Annotated in this window: 15 protein-coding genes and 1 tRNA gene; 12 read left to right on the top strand and 4 right to left on the bottom strand. The window is 56.5% G+C overall.

Annotated elements, in window-relative coordinates; all coding sequences use genetic code 11:
• The first annotated feature begins 48 nt into the window (after positions 1-48).
• The 7 genes from ytxJ (at position 49) to BM235_RS23615 (ending at position 5,934) form a co-directional block, all read left to right on the top strand.
• Entirely contained in the window at positions 49-387 is a 339-nt protein-coding gene (ytxJ, locus tag BM235_RS23645; protein WP_090116717.1) for a bacillithiol system redox-active protein YtxJ, read from the top strand.
• Positions 388-726: 339 nt separating this feature from the next.
• On the top strand, positions 727-1,404 hold the full coding sequence (locus BM235_RS23640) for a response regulator transcription factor (protein ID WP_255374556.1): 678 nt from the start codon (positions 727-729) through the stop codon (positions 1,402-1,404).
• A complete protein-coding gene (locus tag BM235_RS23635; RefSeq protein WP_090116716.1) occupies positions 1,401-2,780 on the top strand; it encodes a sensor histidine kinase in 1,380 nt (459 codons plus the stop codon). Before BM235_RS23640 ends, BM235_RS23635 begins: the two co-directional genes overlap by 4 nt.
• Positions 2,781-2,846: 66 nt before the next feature.
• Positions 2,847-3,971 carry an ABC transporter permease gene (locus BM235_RS23630; RefSeq protein ID WP_090116715.1) on the top strand — a complete coding sequence of 375 codons (1,125 nt, stop codon included), beginning with the start codon at positions 2,847-2,849 and terminating at the stop codon, positions 3,969-3,971.
• Positions 3,968-4,645, top strand: a complete 678-nt coding sequence (locus BM235_RS23625) for an ABC transporter ATP-binding protein (protein ID WP_090116714.1) — start codon at positions 3,968-3,970, stop codon at positions 4,643-4,645. Before BM235_RS23630 ends, BM235_RS23625 begins: the two co-directional genes overlap by 4 nt.
• A 227-nt stretch (positions 4,646-4,872) precedes the next feature.
• Positions 4,873-5,337 carry a phage tail protein gene (locus BM235_RS23620; RefSeq protein ID WP_090116713.1) on the top strand — a complete coding sequence of 155 codons (465 nt, stop codon included), beginning with the start codon at positions 4,873-4,875 and terminating at the stop codon, positions 5,335-5,337.
• A gap of 240 nt (positions 5,338-5,577) precedes the next feature.
• Positions 5,578-5,934 (top strand): nucleotide excision repair endonuclease, encoded by a 357-nt coding sequence (locus BM235_RS23615; RefSeq protein ID WP_090116880.1) that lies wholly within the window; start codon positions 5,578-5,580, stop codon positions 5,932-5,934.
• A 72-nt stretch (positions 5,935-6,006) separates the two neighbouring features.
• On the opposite strand, the gene BM235_RS23610 is transcribed toward BM235_RS23615, so the two are convergent.
• Together BM235_RS23610 and BM235_RS23605 are read right to left on the bottom strand one after the other, a co-directional pair.
• A tRNA-Met gene (locus BM235_RS23610) sits at positions 6,007-6,083 on the bottom strand.
• A gap of 150 nt (positions 6,084-6,233) precedes the next feature.
• On the bottom strand, positions 6,234-6,863 hold the full coding sequence (locus tag BM235_RS23605; RefSeq protein ID WP_090116712.1) for a TetR/AcrR family transcriptional regulator: 630 nt from the start codon (positions 6,861-6,863) through the stop codon (positions 6,234-6,236).
• A gap of 257 nt (positions 6,864-7,120) precedes the next feature.
• Here BM235_RS23605 and BM235_RS23600 point away from each other — a divergent pair, with 257 nt between their 5' ends.
• The 5 genes from BM235_RS23600 to BM235_RS23580 all read left to right on the top strand — a co-directional run bounded on the left by BM235_RS23600 (position 7,121) and on the right by BM235_RS23580 (position 17,545).
• Positions 7,121-8,326, top strand: coding sequence for a DHA2 family efflux MFS transporter permease subunit (locus tag BM235_RS23600; RefSeq protein ID WP_255374555.1), 1,206 nt, complete (start codon positions 7,121-7,123; stop codon positions 8,324-8,326).
• A gap of 69 nt (positions 8,327-8,395) precedes the next feature.
• Positions 8,396-9,370 (top strand): DUF1835 domain-containing protein, encoded by a 975-nt coding sequence (locus tag BM235_RS23595; protein ID WP_090116711.1) that lies wholly within the window; start codon positions 8,396-8,398, stop codon positions 9,368-9,370.
• 170 nt (positions 9,371-9,540) lie between these two features.
• A complete protein-coding gene (locus BM235_RS23590) occupies positions 9,541-12,012 on the top strand; it encodes a winged helix-turn-helix domain-containing protein (RefSeq protein WP_158544060.1) in 2,472 nt (823 codons plus the stop codon).
• Between the two features lie 339 nt (positions 12,013-12,351).
• Positions 12,352-16,431 carry an InlB B-repeat-containing protein gene (locus BM235_RS23585; protein ID WP_158544063.1) on the top strand — a complete coding sequence of 1,360 codons (4,080 nt, stop codon included), beginning with the start codon at positions 12,352-12,354 and terminating at the stop codon, positions 16,429-16,431.
• A gap of 142 nt (positions 16,432-16,573) precedes the next feature.
• Positions 16,574-17,545, top strand: a complete 972-nt coding sequence (locus BM235_RS23580; RefSeq protein WP_090116708.1) for a helix-turn-helix transcriptional regulator — start codon at positions 16,574-16,576, stop codon at positions 17,543-17,545.
• Positions 17,546-17,562: 17 nt separating this feature from the next.
• On the opposite strand, the gene BM235_RS23575 is transcribed toward BM235_RS23580, so the two are convergent.
• Together BM235_RS23575 and BM235_RS23570 are read right to left on the bottom strand one after the other, a co-directional pair.
• Positions 17,563-18,162 (bottom strand): TetR/AcrR family transcriptional regulator, encoded by a 600-nt coding sequence (locus tag BM235_RS23575; RefSeq protein ID WP_090116707.1) that lies wholly within the window; start codon positions 18,160-18,162, stop codon positions 17,563-17,565.
• 139 nt (positions 18,163-18,301) lie between these two features.
• On the bottom strand, positions 18,302-19,126 hold the full coding sequence (locus BM235_RS23570) for an SDR family oxidoreductase (RefSeq protein WP_090116706.1): 825 nt from the start codon (positions 19,124-19,126) through the stop codon (positions 18,302-18,304).
• Between the last annotated feature and the right edge of the window lie 127 nt (positions 19,127-19,253).

Here is a 19,253-nt window from a genome sequence, read left to right as displayed (position 1 = left end):
CAATTCAATCCAATATTGGATCTTCAATAAACGAAAGAAGGTACGACGATGACCTGGAGAGAGATTGCGACGATCGACGAGTGGAATGCGCTGTTGGCCCAATCCGCTGAACGCGGTCAGGTTATTTTAAAGCACAGCACGACTTGTCCTGTAAGCGCCAATGCGCTTCGCGAATATGAAGAGTATCTAAAAGGTTCGCCGAATCCCGATGTGGACTTTACGCTGGTCAAAGTTATCGAATCCCGTCCCGTGTCGAATCAAATCGCGGAGGACTTGAGCGTCAAGCACGAATCGCCTCAGATTATATACATCAAAGATAAGGCGAAGTATTGGAGCGCTACGCATTGGGCCGTGACAAAAGCGCACATGACAGCCGTGTTAGACTAACTTGAATTCGGCAATAGCTGAGGCTATTGCCGTTTTTTTTTGATTCCGGACCGTCTATCGTGCAAAAGTACACGATCAGGATCCGTATCTTCCCGTCGCTTCGCCTATCGCGCAAAAGTGCAGGATTTTCACCCGAGACACACGACATCTCGCTCAAAGAGGCGAGCTACCATGCACTTTTGCGCGATAGATCGCAAAAAATCGCGATACTGGCCTTGGATGATGTACTTTTGCAGGATGGTGCGAACGAATCCATCTGGACGATTGCTCATGCATGCGCCTGCCCCGATTTCTGCTATGCTAACAAGAAAGCAGGCACAAGAAACGGGGGTAACGGCATTGAACCATTTGCTGCTGGCAGACGACGATCCGAGCATTCGCGCGCTGGTACGCTATGTCATGACCCGCGAAGGCTTCAGCGTGCATGAAGCGCAGGACGGGGTAGAGGCGGCCAAGGTGCTGGAGCGAACGCCGATCGATATCGCGATCATCGATGTCATGATGCCTCATATGGACGGGCTGGAGCTGTGCGAGCATATCCGGCAGCATTACGACATCCCGATCATTATGCTGACGGCCAAGGACCAGCTGTCGGACAAGGCGCAGGGCTATCTGAAAGGCACGGACGATTACGTGACCAAGCCCTTCGAGCCGGAAGAGCTGCTCTTCCGGGTCAAGGCGCTGTTCCGCCGCTACAGCCGCGTATCGAACGATATCATTCGTATGCATCGCATAACCATTGATCGCAAGAACGTCGAAGTTTCCGACGGTCAATCGGTTTTTTTGCTGCCGATGAAGGAGTTCGAGCTTCTCGCCCAGCTGGCCCAGTACCCTGGACGCCTGTTCGCGCGGGACGAATTGATCCGGCTCGTATGGGGACCGGATTATGAAGGGGAAGAGAGAACGGTCGACGTGCACGTCAACCGGCTGCGCCAACGGTTCGCCGATTACGCCGACGACTTCGCCATCCAGACGATCCGCGGAATCGGCTACAAGCTTATGGTGACGGAAAAATGAAAACCCTCTACTATCGCGTTTTCCTGATCGCGTTAGCGGTCATTCTGGCCAGCAGCGTACTCGGCTTTCTTGCGTCCAACCTTTATTACCATGTCAAGCTCAAGCCCTTTAACGATAAGAAGCTCGTGTCCATCGCCGAACAAATGAAAGGGTTCATCGAGGCGGAGCCGGCCGAAATGGAGCGTTATCTTCGTCATGCGGCGGACCTGGGGTACGAGATCTACGTGACGGACGGGCAAGGGGAGTCGCATTTCTACGGGAGAAGCTTCCGTGTCCAGGACCTGGACAGGCAGGATATGGACCGGGTCCTTGGCGGGGGCGTCTATCATGGCGTAGCGCAGTTCCCGAACAAGCTATTCATCTCGGGCTTCTTCGACAATCGTCTGAGCAACACGGTGGGCGTGCCCGTTCAATCGTCCGAGAAGCGGTACGCGCTGTTCATGCGGCCGGATGTGCTGCTGCAGTTCGGCGAGCTGCGCACCTTCTTCGCCCTGGTCGGATTGCTGACGATTCTCATCAGCATTATTTTCTTTTTGATCAGCACCCGCTATATCGTCAAGCCCATCACGAGGCTGACCGAGGCGACCAAGCGTCTCGCGCAAGGCCAGTACAATCTTCGATTGGCTACCGGCAGACGCGATGAGATCGGTCAGCTGGCCGAGCATTTTATGACGATGACCGGGGAGCTGGAGCGGGTCGACCAGGCGCGCCAGCAGTTCGTATCGAACGTGTCGCATGAGATCCAATCGCCGCTCGCCGCCATACAGGGATTCGCCAAAGTATTGGCGCGGCACGATCTGCCGAAGGAAGAGCGCGAGCAGTATGCCTCCATCGTCGAAGCCGAGAGCCGTCACCTGTCCATGCTTAGCAAGCAGCTGCTCCTGCTGTCCACGCTCGACCAAGGGGAGGAGGCGCTGAACAAAAAGCGTTTCTCCTTGAGCAGCCACGTCCGCCAAGCCGCGGAGATGCTGCAGTGGCAGCTGGAGGAGAAGGAGCTGCTGCTCAAGCTGTCCGTCCCGGATTCGATTGTGTTGGACGGCGATGAGGTGCTGCTCATGCAGGTATGGACCAATCTGCTGGGCAATGCGGCGAACCACATCCCCTCGGGGCGGGCGATCGAAGTCCGCGCGGAGCAGACGCAGTCGTTCACGCGCATCGTGATCGCGGATAACGGAGAAGGGATCGCGGCGGAGCATCTGCCCTTTCTGTTCGACCGGTTCTATCGGGTCGACCGCGCGCGGGAACGCGCTTCGGGCCGGACGGGATTGGGGCTGGCCATCGTGAAAAAAATCGTGCAGCTGCATGGAGGAACGATCGAGGTTAGCAGTTCTTCAGGCGGCGGTACCCGCTTCACGGTCACGCTGCCGCAATTGTAATTTGTTATTTATGCGCCGTTTATATTCGCTTCCTAAACTAGGGTCATCAAGAGGGAGGGAAGCGCAATGTATCTGGCGATTCGGGAAATGAGATTTGCCAAAGTCCGTTATTCGCTCATCGCCGCGATCATCCTGTTGGTCGCCTTTCTGGTCCTGTTCGTCACCGGGCTTGCGCGGGGGCTTGCCTATGACAACGCGGCGTCGATTCAGAATATGGATGCCACGCATTTTATAATGGAAAAAGGCTCGAATCATCGCTTCACCCGTTCGGAAGTCGGGGAATCCTTGTTGTACCGTGCAAGCGCGAGCGCGGGAGAGGAAAACGTCGAGCCGCTAGGGGTCAAGATGACGACCGTGACGGCCGACGGAACCGCTCAAAAGCTGGACGTGACGCTGCTCGGCATGCGGGCGAACAGCTGGTTGATGCCTGCGGTTACCGAAGGAAAGGCGATCTCGCCGCAAGCGCCAGGCGAGGTACTCGTGGATCGCAAACTGAAAGACACGGGGATCGGACTCGGGACGGTGATCGTCGATCAAGCTTCAGGCTTGAAATGGACGGTCGCCGGATTCGTAAGCCAGGAGTCCTTCAGCCATTCGCCGGCGGTATTCCTTGGCGAGGATCAGTGGGCGCAGCTTCAGCGCAAGTCTGCAGCGGGGCCGAAGGCGGAAGCGGCGGGCGGCACGACCTACAGCGCGATTGCCGTCAAAGCGAACAAGACGCTCGCGAACAAGCTTGCCGCAGCGCTGCCGGCCGCCGAGATCGTCACTAAATCCGATGCGGTGTCGGCGATACCGGGCTACAAAGAGGAGCAGGGCTCGCTGTGGATGATGATCGTATTTTTATTCGTCATCGCTTCGTTTGTCCTGGCGGTGTTCTTCTATGTCGTCACCATTCAGAAGACTAGCCAATTCGGCATTCTGAAAGCCATCGGCACGCGCACCGCCTACCTTGCGCGGAGCGTCGCGCTGCAGGTGCTGCTGTTGTCGACGGCCAGCCTGATCGTCAGCGTGCTCCTTGTCCGGGCGATGGAGGCGGTCCTGCCTGACGGCATGCCGTTCCAGCTGCAGCTGTCTACGCTGGCGCTTACATGCGCAGCTTTTATCTTGATGTCTCTGGCCGGGTCGTTGCTGTCGGTGTGGAAGGTGACCCGAATCGACGCGCTGGATGCGATCGGGAGGGCGGCGGCATGAGACACAGACTCATCTTGAGAAATGTTACGCATGCCTTCGAGGACGGCGGCCAACGCCGTATGATACTGGATGCGCTGAACCTGCAGGTGGCGGAAGGAGAGCTCGTCGCGGTCATGGGGCCATCAGGCTCGGGGAAGAGCACGTTCCTGTCGATCGCGGGCGCCCTGCTCGAGCCGACGAGCGGCGAAGTCTTGCTGGACGGGGAAGCGATCGCGGGCCAATACAAGCAGGCGTTGTCCGACATGCGGCTTCGCAAGCTGGGGTTTATTTTTCAGAGCGCGAATTTGATCCCTTATCTGAAGGTGCGGGAGCAACTGATGCTCGTCGCGAAGCTCGGCGGGATGGACAAGACGAATGCGACCGAACGCGCGCGGGAGCTGCTGCGCGAGTTGGGATTGGATCACCGCAGAAATGCCTACCCCGACAAGCTGTCGGGAGGCGAGCGTCAACGTGTCGCGATCGCAAGAGCCTTGATGAACGATCCGGCCGTGCTGCTGGCGGACGAGCCGACGGCGAGCCTGGATGCGTCCAGGGGCATGGATGTCGTGCGCATGCTCGCCGAGGAAGCGAAGGAGCGTGGCAAAAGCGCGGTCCTGGTGACGCACGACGAACGCGTACTTCCGTTGTGCGACCGCGTGCTTTATTTAGAGAATGGTTGTTTGCTTGAAAAGTAAGAAGCACGCAGCAGAAGGAACAAAGGGTGGTCCGAAAAGGGCTGCCTCTTTTTTTGTAATCGGTTCGCGATATCCTTTCGCGCGAACTTAGAGTTGACATGCCAACAAAGTATCCTATAATGAAAATGACACTAAAAGGTGTCCGATAGGAAATGAAGATTCGGAAACGGCAGCATAAAGTCGATCTTTCTTGTTCAAAATAAAAGGATAAAATTGGAGGTAATTCAATGTCTTACGTCGTCGATTTTAAAGATGTGTCCACGGTAGGTTTGGAGTCTTCGCCTGTAGCGGAAGCTCTGGCTGGTTTGCGTGCCAACGAAGCCCGCTACTTCATGAACAAATACGAGCATGCCTTCACGGTCGTGCCGGCTAGCGAGAGCCAGGAGAGCCTTGATTACGTGAATCGTATCCTGAAGGAAGAACGGGACATTGCGTTTGCCGCCAAGCCGCTGGAAACGTCGCGTTTTCAGGTGGAGAATATCCTGTTCACATATGTCTTTTATGAAGACGGCTTGTCGCTCAACGTCATGTATACGGTAGACGATCCTAAGAAGCGGGCCGTCGGCTTCAAGCTCTCCGAGGGGATGGAAGTGCCGAAGGAGCTGGAGGAGAAGTTCAAGTTTGCGAGGCAGAAGTCCAAGCTGGCCGGCACCATTCGCGGCTCGTTTTTCGTCATTAAAGGCGAATATTAAATAGTCGATTTAAAAAGGGCCATCCGCAATAGAGGATGGCCCTTCAAATTGGCCGTGCGCATGCATCCGCGCGCTCAGCGCCAGCCGGCCGTCCGGATACGCGACGCAGACCTCGTTTTCTACATTTGTCAAATTGTATCATATTGGTGGACGGGTTTGATCATAATGGATAGAATGGATAGAATGTAACCCAGATTCGAAACCGTAAATAAATCAGCACATAAGAGAGAGTGGATGTTCATGATACAAATCACGGTACCTACGCCGGATGTCACGATTCACAAGCAGGAGGCCCCCGAGCTCAGCCATATTTACGGATTTACGGATTTCATCCTGATTCCAAGAGATAAAGCGGGAATCTTTATGTTCTATAACGATAAGGACGAGCTCCTGTTCGTCGGCAAGGCGCGGAAGCTAAGACCCCGGATTAAAAAGCATTTCGAGGATACGGCGTCGGTCATCAAGGACAAGCGGAATGAAGTGACCAAAATCGAGGTTTGTTTGGTCGAGGATCCCGTCCATAGAGAAATTTACGAGACGTACATTATCAACGAATTTAAGGCCAAGTACAACGTGGATAAAGTGTTGTTCAAGTAAAGAAAAATGCCCCTCATCCACTTCCGTGGTCGAGGGGCATTCTTATGTATGTGCCGAGTTGAGATTGTAAGTTGGTTGCGGGGGCAGGATTTGAACCTGCGGCCTTCGGGTTATGAGCCCGACGAGCTACCGGGCTGCTCCACCCCGCGATAGTATAACGTAGCATGTAAATCATGAACGTTGAACAGATTTCTTATACTACAGCAGTTCGGGCTAATTTGCAAGCCCCGAGGGAGCAAGCTGTATGCATTCGATCAAAAAAGCCCGTCTGCAATCGATGCAGCCGGGCTTCGTCTCTTTTATTCGCCTTGAACGCTCGCCCGGACCAGCGGCAGGAACAGCTCGTCCACGATCTGAACGACAATATCTTCGGATACCGAGCCGTGGGTGGTCAGCATCTCGTACCGCAGCAGATCGATCGGGAGCGAGATGACGCGCTCCGGCAGCCGATCCGGCTGCAGCTCGCCGCGCTTCTCCGCGTTGCCGACGATCGCCTTCATGGCGGCGAAGAGCGCGTCCTCGGATCTTGGCGGCAGGGGCTTGGACATCGGGTGCTCCTTGCCGGGATATTCGCTCATGATGCCATGAATGGTCTCGGGGCCGATCGCTTGCAGCGGCTTGAAGATCCCTTGCAGGAAGGTCACCACGTCCGTCCGCAGATCGCCCATGTCCGCAGCTTCCAGGGAAGGCTTCGGCGCGAACTTAATAAGGGCGGCGATGATCAGCTGCGCTTTGTTCGGCCATCTTCGGTAGACCGCCGTCTTGTTCGTCTGGGCCCGCACGGCCACGGCTTCCATCGTCAGGCGGTTATAGCCGGTCGTCTCCAGCTCGTCCCAGGCCGCCTGCAGAATCGCGTTTTCAAGCACGTCGCCCCGCCGGCGCGTCCCGGCGCCATTGTTCGGAGCCTGCTCCTTTTTCGATTCAGCCATCGCTCGATCCTCTCAACGATCTTATAGGTGTGAAAATAAGCGTTCTTTTCATTATTATATTGCATTTCTCGCTGAAAAAGCATATCTTGTTCATATAGGGTACGGTACGTACCGTACTCTAAATGAAAACAAGAGGTGACGTCAAATGGCAAGCGCGCAAGCAGAGGCGAGAACGGTCAAGCCGCCCAAAGAAAAAATAGACGCCGGCGTATTGAGGATCGCGCTGATCCTCGTCTTTGCTCACGATGGGGTTGGCGGTGCCGATCTCTGGATGGGCGATCCAGCGCTTCGGCGGGAAAAAGGTGTATTTATTCTCGCTCTTCATTTTCCTGGTCTCATCCGTCTTGTGTTCGCTGGCATGGAATACCGGCAGCCTGATCGGCTTCCGGCTGCTGCAGGGCGTCGGCGCGGGGCTGCTCATTCCGACGATGCAAAACGTGCTCGTACAATCCGCAGGCGGCCGCAATCTCGGCAGGCTCATCGCGATCATCAGCATTCCGGCGTTGATCGGCCCGATCCTCGGTCCCGTCATCGGCGGTTTGCTCATCCAAAACCTCGATTGGCGCTGGATCTTTTACGTGAACATCCCGATTATGCTCGTCGCGATCTGGCTGAGCTGGCGCCATATTCCGATCGACGAGCCGGCGCGCGACAAGCCGAAGCTCGATGTCATCGGGCTCATGCTATTGTCCCCAGCCTTTGCCGGCCTTATCTACGGCATATCCGAGGCCAGTATGCAGGGCGGTTTGAGCAATTTGAAGGTTTCGCTTCCGCTGGCTGGAGGGATCGTCCTGACGGCGGCTTACGTCGTCTACGCGCTGCGCAGGAGACAATCGCCGCTCCTCGATCTTCGGCTGTTCCGGTCCCGTCATTTTCTCGCTTCGAACGTGACGCTGTTCCTGACGGGGATGGTGATGAACGGGGCGATGCTGCTGCTGCCGCTGTATTATCAGCAAGTACGCGGCGAGGGCGTGCTGGAAACGGGGCTGCTGCTCATTCCGCAAGGGCTCGGCATGCTGGCGACGCGGAGCTGGATCGGCGGGCTGGCGGACCGAATGGGCTCGCGCAATATCGTGCTGCTCAGCCTGGCGGCGACGGCGATCGGCACGATCCCGTTCGCGCACTCCGGAGCGGATACGAATCATGTCCTGCTCGGTATCGCGCAGTTCGTACGCGGAGCGGCATTGAACGGCATCTTCATCCCGATCATGGTGTCCGCCTACGCTGGACTGAGCAAGCAGCAGATTCCGCACGCCAGCATCTCGACGCGGATCTTCCAGACGATCGGGGGCGCCTTCGGCTCGGCGATTCTAGCGACCGTCATCGATCGCCAGCTCAGAAGCGCGGCGGTTTCCGGCATGAACGCGGCCGCCCACGCTTATCAGTCGGCCTTCTGGTGGTCCTTCGGCTTCACCGTGCTGGCGGTCATCCCGGCGTTCATGCTGACGCAGGGCAAGAAATAAGGAAAGCGTCCCTGGCAAAGCGGATTTACGGTAAAATGGAAGGAGCTGGCACATAGAGGAGGAATCGCGATGCTCCACATCGTAAACGGCGACAGCGTCGGCGACAAGCTGCGGAAAGGGAATATCCGCGGAGATGTCCTGGTCTGGAGAGAAGTGTATCCCGTAGGTCCGACGTTTGTAAAAATGGACGCGCCGCAAGCCAGAACGGCCAGAGCGGCCTATCTGGAGAGGACCATGGGCATTCCGGCAGACGAATATGCGGCAGCCTGCGCATCTCAGGAGCAGATCCTGCAGAACTTCCGCCAGTACGACGAGATCGTGCTTTGGTTCGAGCACGATTTGTTCGATCAGCTGATGCTCGGTTATTTGCTGCATTGGTTTTCGCAGCAAGAGCTTGGAGATACGGTTCTGAATCTGCTGTGCATCGGGGCGTATCCTGGCATTGAACGGTTCCATGGCTTGGGACAGCTGACCGTGGAGCAACTGGAGACCTTGGCAGGCACATGGAGCAGGATCGGAGAGCGGGAGCTCGAGACGGGCAGGAGGATCTGGGAGGCGTACGCTTCGTCGGATATCGGACAGCATGTTGGAATTTTACAAGAAGACACGTCGGCGCTACCCTTCGCCCACGCAGCGCTTGAAATGCATTTATCCCGCCTGCCCTCCGCGTTCAACGGGCTCGGCATCGTAGAGCAGACTGTCTTGGCGCTTGTCCGGGATGGGACGGATACGCCGCTCGAGCTGTTTAAGGAAGTGGGAGACCGATTAATTTTGTTAGGGATGGGCGATCTGGAATTCTGGTATCGGCTCAGGAGGATGGCGGAACAGCCCCATGCTTTATTGGATATACGAAGCCCTAGTGCAATGCCTGGAGGTCCCGAAAACGTCGTATCGTTGACGGAGACGGGGTGGGCTGTCGCGGCTGGCATAAAAGACGGGCAATTAAAGGGACTGGACGAATGGTATGGCGGCCTGCATCTGCAAGGCGATCCAAGTTGGCGCTGGGACGCCGGTCGGAGGCAGTTAACGGCTCAAGATTCATAACGGGGAGGGATCCGCTGTCGTGTACGCAGAAAAAGATCGATATATACAGTAATCGGTTAATTCACCATGCGGAGGCCTCGATGATGATTAGAAATACCAACCTTCTTATTCCGCCTGTGCGAAAATCATTGGTTTCCCGACCGCGGTTGGCGCGCAAGCTGGAGGAAGGCATGGAGACAAAACTGACATTGGTGTCCGCCCAGGCCGGCTACGGCAAGACGACTGCGCTGAGCGAATGGGCACGCCAGTGCGGCCGCCCGGCTGCTTGGATCTCGCTGGACAAGTACGACAACGATTGGAGCGCGTTCTGGGGCGGCGTCTTGGCTTCCATCAGGGAGAGATTCCCGCGCTTCGGCGAATCGATCGGATTTCTGATCGAACCGGAGTCAGCGGCATCGATTGATACCGCCGTGTCTGCGTTGTTGAATGAGCTAAACACGATTGAAGGCGATTTTGTTCTTATTCTGGATGACTACCACGTCATTGAGAGTGCGCCAGTCAACGAAGCGGTTCGATATTTGCTGGCCTATCTGCCTCCGCATGTCCATCTCTATATCGCAAGCCGAACCGAATTGCCCTTCCCCACCGCCCGGCTGTTGGCCAAGGGGGAGGTCAATGTCATCCGGGTCGAGGATATGCGATTCGAGCTAGAAGAGGGCGTCGTTTTTTTTCGGGAGACGACGGACCTGTCTTTGTCGGAGAAGCAAGTGGCCGAGCTGTTCCGCCAGACGGAAGGCTGGGTGAGCGGACTGCAGCTTGCGGCCATCTCGCTGAAGCGAAGCGGCAACATCGCCGACACCATCAGCCAGTTCAACGGCCGCCAACGTCACATCTCGGATTATTTGATGGAAGAGGTATTCGGGCATTTAGCGGCTTCCTTGCGGGAATTTCTGCTGGCGACCTCCGTTCTTCGCCGCATGAACTGGGAAATGTGCCTAGCGGTAACGGAGAAGGCCGACAGTCAGGACCAATTGGAACAGTTGGAGCAGCTCAATTTGTTTATTGTTCCGCTGGACGATCAGCGCCAGTGGTTTCGGTACCATCATCTGTTGTCCGACTTTTTGCAGCAGCTATGCGCGAGAGAGCATACGGAGATGTGGAGACAGTCGCATCGCCGGGCTGCGGTTTGGTATGAGACGCAAGCGCTCTACGAAGAGGCGGTGGAGCACTACATCAAGGCGCAGCAGGCAGACGATGCCGTACGGCTCATCGACCGAATCATGCTGGACTTCATGCCGTTGAAGGGGAATGTGCTCCTGAGATGGATCGCTTCTCTGCCGGAGAGCAGCTATGCGCACAAGCCGGCGTTCCAGCTATACTACATCTCCAAGTCGCTGATGGATGGGGAATGGGATCAGGGGCTGCATAGGGCCGAGCAAGCGGAGAAGCGGTTCGAGGCCATGAAGGCGTTCCTCCCCGAGTCCGATTGGCAGCAATTGATGGGCAATCTCTATTACTTATCCGGGATACTCGCGTACCTTCAGCAGAACTTGACGCTATCTTCGGCATACTTCGAGCTGGTGGAGCAATATTTGCCGGAGAGCAGCAGCTTCCAAATGTCTTCGAGCAAACGGTACCTGGGGCATGAAGGATTCATGGATATGCTATCGCTGACCCGTGATCTGCGCGAGTCGGAGCGATTTCAGCTCAAGTGGATAAAGACTTGGGAGAAGAAAAAGAATTTCCCCTTCGTCGGATACTTCTATATCACTTATTGCTTGCTTCTGTACGAATGGAATCGGCTTGATGAAGCTGAGTTGTATGTCGGACAGGCTGTGAGTCGGGAGGATCTGCGGACCAATGTATGGATCTGGATTCAGATTGGCCTGATATCGTCCTGGGTTCAACGTGCGCAGGGGAGAAGCGGCCAGGCGGCGATCGAAGCGCTTGACGATCTCGGCTTCAGCATCGATTCGCCCGATCGGAAGGTCATCTGGAAACGAATCAGATCGGAGCAAGCCCGGCTGCTCCTAAGCCAAGGGCAGCCTCAACAAGCTTACGAGCGGCTGGCGCAAAGCGGGATGTCGTATCTGGACGAGGTGACAACCCGCTACCTCGAGGAGTATCTGATCATGGCGAGAGTACTCGCGGCGAACGACCGGATCGAAGACGCGCAGCTGCTGCTCGGGCAGTTGGAACGTCTGGCGGAAAAGGAGTGGCGACTGCGAGGCCGGATCAAGCTGAAGATCGTGCAGAGCATGGTGCTTCGGCAATCCGCTCGCCCCCATGAAGCGTTCGCTCCTCTGGGGATCGCCTTGCGGATCTCGGAACCGGCAGGCTATATTCGCAGCTATCTCGACGAAGGACCGATCATGATCGAGATGTTGAGCGAGCTTCTGATAGAACAGCAAGCGGCGGTACAGTCGTCGTTGCCCTTAAAATATGTCCAGTTGCTTCTTGAAGCTGCAGGAAGCGGCAGCGACGCGTCCAAGCCGTTCCTGGCGAACGAGGCGCTGACCGAGCAGGAAGAGAAGGTGCTAGATTTGCTGGCGGAAGGTTTTCTTTATAAGGAGATCGCCGCTCGGCTGAATATCGCGCTGGATACGGTCAAGTTCCATATGAAGAACGTTTATCGAAAACTAGAAGTGAACAATCGCACGCAGGCCATTGAACGCGTCAAGCGGCATCGGCAACGGGATTGAGCAGGCTCCAATGAAACAGTACCCCCGGTACTGTTTTTTTGTGCTTTGCAGCGCATACAGGGGAGGTGCCTACCCGATTTATGGGACTGGACCTACCCGGCGGGTAGGTTATTTCGTTTGCCCAATGTTTTATAGTTTTAGCATGAAGCCCGGATCAGCATAAAAAGGAGAGAAAAGATGAAAATCAGGCGCAGCATTTCTCTATTAACGGTTCTGTTCCTTCTATCTGGAATTCTGCCATCCTGGGCGGCCTCCGCCCTCGCGGCAGACGACAGCGACACGGGTATAGTGAACGTCATATTATATGATGATGTTGGAAAGCCGATCTCTGTTGAAAAAATGGATGACACCCACTATCTCGCAGGCAACTTGGCTGGCCTGGCCCAGGTTAAGCTCACGCCGAACTTGTCCGACCCCAGAGCGAAGGCGGAAGTGGACGGCGTCGAGGTGAACGACGAGGGCTGGATCAAGATCGATTTGGCAGTGGGCGATAATGAATTTACGATAAAAGTGACCGCTGCGGACGGGACGACGACCAAGCTGTACAACTTGAAAATACCGCGAGTCATCGATACAGTCGCTACACTGCGGAGTTTGACGCTTTCCGACGGTGCGGTACCCGTGCAGGACCCGTCCGACCTTTCGATGTATTCGGCCGACGTGCATTACAGCGTCAATCGCATTACGGTTACGCCGACGGCGCGTTCCGGTCTTGCGACTGTAACGGTCAACGGCACAGCCGTGGATAGCGGCAGTCCGTCGGCCGCGATCGAACTAGGCGTGGGTCCAAACGAGATCCAGATCCAGGTGACAGCCGAGGATAAGAGTAACATCACCTACACCTTAACGGTAACGCGAGCCGAGATAACGATGCATACCGTCACCTTTGATACGAATGGCGGCAGTGCGGTTTCCAGCTTGACTGGCGTCACATGGGGTTCGCCGATCAGCGCGCCGGAAGCGCCCGCCAAAAGCGGCTACAAATTTGCGGGCTGGGTGTGGTACAACGATGAGGGTTACGTCGCCCCTTGGAACTTTGCCGCGGATCGAGTAATGAGGGACATCACGTTATCTGCGCAGTGGACGAAAACGTATACGGTCACCTTCAACTCCGAGGGAGGCAGCCCGGTTGCGAGCATCCCGGACGCTATCCAGGGAAACAAGATCAATGCCCCGGCAGAGCCGACTAGAAGCGGGTACAGCTTCTCGCACTGGTACTTGAATCCTTCGAATATATTCGATGCGTGGGATTTCAATTCCAATACGGTGACTTCGGACATTGCGCTGCATGCGTATTGGACGGCGAACGACGACAACAATTTGGACAACTTCTTTATTTATAGACCGGATGGCAGCCTAGGAACCCTTATTTTTAATTCCGGCACAACCAGCTATCATTACGAAAGCAATGGGGATAAGACAATCAAGGTAAATCCGATCGTATTCGACGAACGCAAGATCATCACGGTAAACAGGGTCGTGGTGGAAAGCGGCAGCAAGACAGAAGTAAATATAGAACCGGGTTATCACGAAATTACGATAACGGTAACGGCTATTAACGGAACGACGAAAACATATGCATTCGGTTATACGGGCACGCTCAGCGATGACAACAGGATGCAGGAGCTGACGCTGTCGGATGGCACGGTGCCGGTGAGAACAGGCTGGGAATACGCCGCGAATGTCCCGAACGACGTGAGAAGCATCAAGGTTAGGCCGAAGACAGCGCATCCTAACGCTACGGTTACCGTCAATGGCGTCGCTGTCGCGAGCGGCAGCGAGTCGCAGGAGATTGCTCTGAAGGTGGGGCTTAATACGATTCCGATGGTCGTGACGGCGGAGAACGGGACGACCAAAGCCGACTTTACATTGACAGTGACGCGTGCCGCTTCCGGGACGACGTACACGATTGCCTTTGATTCGCAAGGAGGCAGCGCGGTAGAGAGTCTTACGGACGTCGACGAGGAGACGACGATCGGCGAGCCCGAAGCTCCGACGAAGAGCGGCTACAACTTTGCGGGTTGGTACAAGGAAGAGACCTACGCAACGCCGTGGAGCTTCGACACGGATACGGTGACGGCGAACGCCACGCTGTACGCGAAGTGGACGGAGATTCCGGCGACGTATACAATCACCTTCGACACGCAGGGAGGCAGCGAGATTCCTAGCGAGACCGAGCTCTTCTCGGGATCGACGATCAGCGAGCCGGTACCGCCGACGAAGGACGGGTTTTTGTTTGCCGGCTGGTACAAGGAACCGACCTACGTGACTTATTGGATCTTCAGGACGGACAGGGTGACGGCGGACACCACGATCTATGCGAAGTGGGCGCCGGTCCCGGCGACGTACACGGTCTTCTTCCTCACGTCGGGAGGCAGCGCGGTGCCCAAAATAACCGGCGTAACAAAGGGATCCTTGATCAGCGAGCCGGAGGCGCCGACGAGGGAAGGCTACCTCTTTGGGGGCTGGTATGACGGAGAAGGCTACACGACCCCGTGGAACTTCGGCACGGACAAGGTCACCGAGAATACCTATTTATTTGCGAAGTGGATTGCGAATTCGGGATCGGCAAGCGACAATGCGCTGCTCGAGCGGTTAACGATAACCGGCGTGTCCTTGTCGTTCGAGCCCGAAGTCTTCGCTTACCAGGCTAGCGTGGCCAATGGCTTGAGCAGCGTGAAAGTGACGCCGAGGGCAGCCGAGAGCCATGCGACGATCAAGGTAAACGGAACCGTTGTAACAAGCGGGAGCGAGTCGGGCAGTCTGAATCTGAAGGCGGGCGGCAACTTGATTCAGATCGAGGTATTGGCGCAAGACGGCAAGACGGTCCGTACGTATAGCCTGACGATCGTAAGAGCCGCAGCGATCGAAGCGGAATCCGATACGCCGATTCCGGTTACGCCGGACAAAGCGGTGACCGTCACAGTGCCCCTGGGCGTAACGAACGCTCATGTATCGGTTACGCCGATCAAGGTAGGCGACAGCAAAGAAGCGACGCTTCCGTTAGTTGAAGTGCAGGCGGCGACTTCATTGGGCAACGTGAGCGTTACGATTCCGGAAGGCACGAAGATCACGGCTCCGTCCGGCTGGGATGGCACGATCAAGCTGCCTGAGGTGCAGCGCACGGACAGCGTATCCATACCGAGTGCCGGCGTGAACGCCGTCATCAAGGTTGGTTCCGACGATGTAACGTTATCGTTCGACCGTGCCGTTCGGCTGCTGATTCCGGGCCAAGGCGGCAAATCGGTGGGTTTCGTGCAAGGCGGCTTGTTTAAAGCGATCGCGGACACGATTTCTGCGGATACCCAAGAGGCAGCGGATCGAGAGATTGCAGCCGGCGGGGAGGCCGCATTGACGGTTGGCCGCGATCTGGTCATCTGGACCAAACACTTTACGCAATTTGCCGCTTATACCCCGATCACCTCGGATCCTGGCAGCCCGGTGGGGAGCGGCAGCGGAGCAGCGGTCGACTCCGTCACTATCCAGGCAGCCAGCGGCGGTACCGCGACGCTGAAGGGCGTTCATATCAACGTTCCGGCCGGGGCTTCCGCCGCCGACATTCGAATTATGGTAGAACTGGTCGGCGACATTTCGGTTCTGCCTCAAGACAGCCGCTTGCAGCTTGTGGGTAATGTCTACGAAGTGAAGAAGGACTCAGCCGGCGACTTCGCCAAGCCTGTCGTTATCACGCTTCCTTTCGACAAGTCGAAGGTAGATCCCGTCAAGTCTACGGTGGCCGTCTATGGGCTCGATGCGAGTACGCATACATGGGTGCAGCTGGATAACCCGAGCATCAATGAGCAGAACGGAACTGTATCCGGTACGGTCACGAAGTTAACGACGTTCGCCGTTCTCGCATCGGATCGGGTGCAGGAAGAAGAGCCATCGACGGACGAAGCAAGCTTGACCGACCTGAAGGGTCATTGGTCCGAAGCAAACGTACGGGCGCTCGTGAAGCTGGGCGCGATCAACGGCTATCCGGACAACACGTTTAGACCGAATGCGAATATGACGAGAGCCGAATTCGTGACGGCCGTCGTCAAGGCGTTCAAGCTGGATGCGCAAGCAGGCGTATCCTTTGACGATACGGACAGCCACTGGGCGAAGGATGCCATCGCGACTGCGGTTGGGGCAGGTATCGTGGACGGATACAGCGACGGCAGATTCAGTCCGGACGACCTGATTACCCGCGAGCAGATGGCATTGATCGTCGTTCGTGCCGCCAAGCTGGCAGAGGAGACGGACAGCGGCGTCAGTTTCACGGACAACGCAGACATCTCCGTCTGGGCGCGTGCGGCGCTGGCAACGGCAACGGCCCGTGGGTTGATCAACGGCTATGCGGACGGCTCGGTTAAGCCGGGCATGCACGGAACGCGAGCGGAGGCAGCCGCGGTTATACGCCGGGCGCTGTCGCAATAATCGGCGGTAAATAAATGGACCCTCGCAGTCGGGGCACTGAAAAGTGTCCGGGCAGCGGGGGCTTTTTGCAGAAGGGCCGTGATAAAATGGAAGGAACGTTAGGAAGCAATAATCGCTAACCGAGGAAAGAGGATGCTCCCCCGTGGCAAAATGGGATAACATGCTGTCCATGCTCTGGATGCTGCGGGACGGCAGGAAGCTCACCGCCGCGCAGATCGCGGATCAGTTGGAGATCAGCATTCGCACCGTGTACCGGTATATCGACGCATTAGGCGCTAGCGGCGTTCCGGTCGTGGCGGAGTCGGGCCATGACGGCGGCATCCGCATTTTGGACAGCTTCAAGGAGACGCCTTTGTTCTTCAATGCCCTGGAGCTGAAGGCGCTAGTGGATGCGTATAAATTCGCGCAGGGCGCCGGCTATCCGTACGCGGAGGAGCTGGAGAGCGCGCTGAAGAAGGTGGAGATCGGGCTGCAGGAGGATCAGCTCCATGAGCTGTCGAGCCGAACAGGCGGCTTGGACGTGATCGCTCCGGCGCGGCCGCCTTCGGTCGTCGTGTCATTGAGGGATTTGGAGCAGGCGGCGGAGGCCGGGCGTACGGTCCGAATCGCCTATCGCAAGGCGAATGCGGAGCACGTCGACGAACGGGAGGTCGATCCGTACGGGCTGGCTTACGACCGGGGCGAATGGTACGCCGTCGCGTATTGCCGCCGGTCGCAGGAGACGCGGACGTTCCGCGTAGACCGCATCGAGAAGCTGGAGCCGACCGACGCGCGATTCGAAAAGCCGGAGCGCTTTTCCGCTTCCGGCTACTTCCGCGACCAGTCCGAGCAAGCGCGGGATGCGGACGGACCGCTGGCGGTCATCCGCATCGAGGGCGGTCCCGACGCGCTGAACGCGGTTTGCGGCCACTGGCATCTGCGCCACTACTTGACCGACCGGACCGACCGGGATGCCCGTTTTTTGCTCGATTTGCCGACGATGAACAAGCATCTGCCGATGTATCTGTTGACGTTCGGGACGGACATCCGCATCAAGGAGCCGATAGAGCTGAGGCGCAGGGTTCGAGAGCTGGCATCGCGGATCGCCGCGCATTACGAAAACGACGCCGACTGAAGCGTAGGTCCCGTCCGTCAGCCCATCACGGGTGTATCCGCGAGCTGCACGCCTTTCCAGCAAGTTTGGATGACCTCGTTCACGTGCTCGGGTGTCAATTCGATGACCCCTTGCAGATGCGCTTTCAGGATGTACACGAACGACCCGTAATGCATCTGCACCATCATGCCCGGATCCAGCGCGATGAACAGCTTTTGCTGAATCGCTTCCTCGTACAATTGGTTCATGGGTCCGCACCAGCCGCCAACGTAGACTTCTTTTTTTACGTCGTCGTAAATATAGGGCGAGAAGGAATACTGCTCGATGAATTGAAAGCCTTGCGGATACTGCTTGCCCAGGTCGACGACCCGCTGCCAGCCTAATTCAAACTTTTCGCGAATCGTCCCCCCTTGCGACAGGCCTGCGCGGACATACTCGCCGTTGAAGGTGACGATCGCTTTGTACAGCTCGTTGACGATATCCTCTTTGCTCTGAAAATAATGATAAATATTGCCCGTCGATACGCGAGACTCCTTCGCGATAAGCGCCATCGAGGTGGCCTGCAATTCTTTGCGGATGATGATGTCCAGCGTCGTCTCGAGGACGGCGCGCTGCACCTTGTTGTACGTCTCGAACATTGGAAATCCCCCATTCCCGATACCAAACGAACGTTCATTCTAATCAGAATAAACGTAATGCTTTCATCAGTCAATATAGGGGACGATGTACGCGCAACCCGTTCGATTGCAGCATCGGAGAATGGGGTCCAAGTAAACATTACCTATAGCCTGCAGCCATTTTCTCCAGATATTCTTCGATCGGCAGCGCATTCCGAAGCGCCATCAGCCCGTTGCCCGCCGCGCCGACGACGGTACGGAATTTCTTGCTCTCGCCTGTCGCTTGAGCGACGATGGCATCCACGATCGTCTGAGGATCGTCCAACTGGCCGCTATCGCCGGCCGCGTTCATGACCTTCTCCAGTTGCCCGATCATGTCGTCGTAGTCTCTAACATGCTCGTCGCGATTCCAAACGATACTCTCTTTAAACTTGTTGCCCGCGGAGCCGCCTTGCTCGATCAGCCTGAGTTCGATATTGAACGGCTTCAATTCGTAATAAAGACCCTCCGTCAATCCTTCCAAAGCGAACTTGGACATGTTGTAGAGCGAGCCGAGCGGCACGGCCGTCGTGATCCCCATGAAGGAACTGATATTGATAAACATGCCGCCTTTGTTCGCTCGGAAGTGAGGCAGGAATTTGCGAATGACGTTGATCGGTCCTCGCGTATTGACGGCGAATTGCCAATCGATGTCGCTCTCCCGAGCCAATTCCAGCGGACCGTAGGTGCCCATGCCGGCATTGTTCACGACGACGTCGATTCGTCCGAATGCGGCGATCGCTTGTTTCACGGCCGATCGGACCTGCTCGACGTCGGTGACGTCCAATTTGAAAAGCTGGATGTTGTCGTAGGCCGTAAGCTCGGTTTCCTTCTCGGGCGTCCGCATGGTGGCGGCGACGTTCCAGCCCATTTGCGCAAAACGAATGGCGGTCAGCTTGCCAAGCCCGGAGCTCGTGCCTGTGATAAAGACTGTTTTTGTTGTCATCGGAATCCCTCCACCTTTATCGATAGAACGTTCGATCTAATCTACGAAGCACTTTAGATCGAATGTTCATTCTATAATAGGCTTCGCAAAATCGATTGTCAAGAGACGGCGCGAATCGCTGCGGCGG

The sequence above is a fragment of the Cohnella sp. OV330 genome, from assembly GCF_900112065.1.
Taxonomy (GTDB): Bacteria; Bacillota; Bacilli; order Paenibacillales; family Paenibacillaceae; genus Cohnella.
This window is presented reverse-complemented; position numbering and strand designations above follow the sequence as displayed.